Here is a 2405-nt window from a genome sequence, read left to right as displayed (position 1 = left end):
GGTAAACAATATGCCGACGATGTATTGTTACTCGCGCAAAATACCGGGGAATACAATCGCCAGTTAGGGTTATTACAAGAAACCGATGAGCAAGGGAATTTAAAATATATCGGATCAATGCAGCGCGAGTTTGAAAACCGTAGTAATACAGCAGAAAACAAGCTCACCAAGCTAAAAAGCAGCATTTCGGAATTGGCCACCAAAATTGGATCAGCATTTTTGCCGGTGATTTCTTCATTTGTTGAAAATATCACACCAGTCATTTATAGCATCACAAAATGGGTGGAAACTAACCCGCAAATTATGGAATGGGTCTTGACGATTGGTGGCGGTGTTGCGGCTGTTGTTGGCGGCTTATTAACGCTCCACTCTGCCTTTTCTTTTGTGGCGGCTGGATTATTGCCGTTTATTAAAGCGGGGAAATTCCTGGGTGTATTTCTAGGGAAATTTTTATTTTCAGCAATCAGCAAACTGTCACTTGGTCTTGGTTATTTAATCGGATACGTAATAAAAGGCGCGATGATGTTTGGAAAAGCGATCTTGATGATGAGTCGTGCTTTGCTTACCAATCCAATCGGGTTAATCATTACGGGGATTGCGGTTGCGGCGTATTTGATTTATGAAAATTGGGCGAAAGTTGGGCCATGGTTCTCTGAATTATGGAGCAAGGTTTCCGGGGTGTTTTCTAACGCCTGGAACGGCATCACAAATTTCTGCTCAACTGCCTGGACAAATATCAGCAATTTCTTCACATCCGGCATCGGAAATATCACATCGACCATTCTAAGCTGGTCGCCTTTGACTTTATTCCAGCAAGTCTTTTCTTCTGTGCTTTCCTGGTTCGGAATTGATGTGCCGGCTAAGTTTATGGATTTTGGCCGAAATATGATAGACGGATTAGTGAACGGTATTAAAAACGCCTGGGAAGAAGCGAAAAAGATTGTTTCCGATTTAGGCGACGGCATTAAGGGGTGGTTTGCTGATAAGCTGGGTATTCATTCGCCAAGCCGAGTGTTTAAAGGCTATGGTGTGAATGTTGTAGAGGGGTTGGCGATTGGGATGGATAAATCAACATCCATCGCAGAAGCGGCGTCAGATAACCTTGCGGGGGCTGTGGGGTTAAATGGTGTGACTCATAACACAGGCGTTCTTGCAAATTATCAGCCACTCAATCGTGCGGACGTCATGCCACAAGCCGTTGGGGCTGCCAATAGTGTGGTGGTGAATTTTAACCCGACAATCAATGTCAATGGCGGCTCAAATGGTGACGGAAACGGCGTTTTAAACCAGGTTCAACAAGGCTTAAAGATGAGTTTAAACGAGTTTGAAATGATGTTGAAGCGCGTGTTAGACCAACAGCAACGGAGAGCATATTAATGTATTTTATGTTAGGAAGTGTGGCGTTTGAGCCTGTTGATTTAACTGACTTCAACGAAACCCATGCAGCAGATTTCGCAGAGCATGCGGTCTTAAAAGGAAAACCCCGCTTGCAAGCTATGGGCGAGAAGCTCACAGAGCTTAATTTTGCTATTCGCTTACATCATACTCTTGGTGGTGTTGAGCGCCGCTACCAGGAATTGTTAGGGGCGAAATCAAAACAAGCCGCGCTGCCATTAATTATTGGTCGCGGGAAGTATAAGGGTAATTTTGTGATCACCGATATTTCATCTGTCACCTTGTTTACAGATAAGTTCGGGAACGCGCTATGCCGCGAGATGAATATTAACTTGCTGGAATTCGTAGGCGATATTGAAGACAACCATTTAGGCGCAGCATTAAATATTGGTGGCAACTCCTTGCTCGGATCTATTTTGCCAGCTGGTGCGGTAAAAGCGTTATCCCAGGTGAAAGAAACCGTGCAAAAAGGTGCGGAGTTATTTAACCAAGGCCGACAAATTATTGACAGCGTTAGAGATACCGTGGCAGTTGTTCGACAGCTATCTGATGACCCAGCTGCTGCGTTGGCATATTTACCAGGTATTTTAAAAAATCTTGATGGGGCGATTGGTAATTTTGGCGAGCTTACCGGGATGAGAGATTTGCTGGAAGGTGTGCATAAAGTGCTGCCAGCGGCGAGCGATTTAGCCAGGGAAGGTGCGGGGATTTATGAAGATTTAATGTCTATGAAAGATAGCCTAGCGTTAGGGACACAATCTGGGGGAACAGATTGGGATAGTTGGTTTAAACCCGCTGATAGCGCACTGAGCGATATTAATGAGCGGATTGATAACGCAGCAGCACCCGTGGCAGAAATGACCGCCTGGGTCGTTTTACGCAAAGATGAGGACGTAATTGATGACACAACAGACCGTACTTAAACATACCGTAAAACAAGGCGAGCGTTGGGATAATCTTGCCTATTACTACTATGGCAACGCATTGGACTTTGAACGCATTATTAATGC

The 2405-nt window shown here is 44.8% G+C and carries 3 protein-coding genes; all 3 read left to right on the top strand.

What is annotated here, in order from left to right:
- The coding region (locus tag DPV85_RS09750) for a phage tail tape measure protein (protein ID WP_111327861.1) at window positions 1-1377 on the top strand (1377 nt) is incomplete at its 5' end.
- Window positions 1377-2318: a phage tail protein gene (locus tag DPV85_RS09745; protein WP_111327860.1), complete on the top strand. Its 942-nt coding sequence runs from the start codon at window positions 1377-1379 to the stop codon at window positions 2316-2318. The genes DPV85_RS09750 and DPV85_RS09745, both read left to right, overlap by 1 nt.
- Window positions 2296-2405 (top strand): tail protein X (locus DPV85_RS09740; RefSeq protein ID WP_207798049.1); only part of this gene is annotated, 110 nt, incomplete at its 3' end. The genes DPV85_RS09745 and DPV85_RS09740, both read left to right, overlap by 23 nt.

Origin of the sequence: Haemophilus parainfluenzae (genome assembly GCF_003252725.1) — a bacterium.
In the GTDB taxonomy this organism is placed as follows: domain Bacteria; phylum Pseudomonadota; class Gammaproteobacteria; order Enterobacterales; family Pasteurellaceae; genus Haemophilus_D; species Haemophilus_D parainfluenzae_L.
The sequence above is the reverse complement of the archived record's forward strand: the minus strand, read 5'-3'. Positions and strand labels throughout refer to the sequence as shown.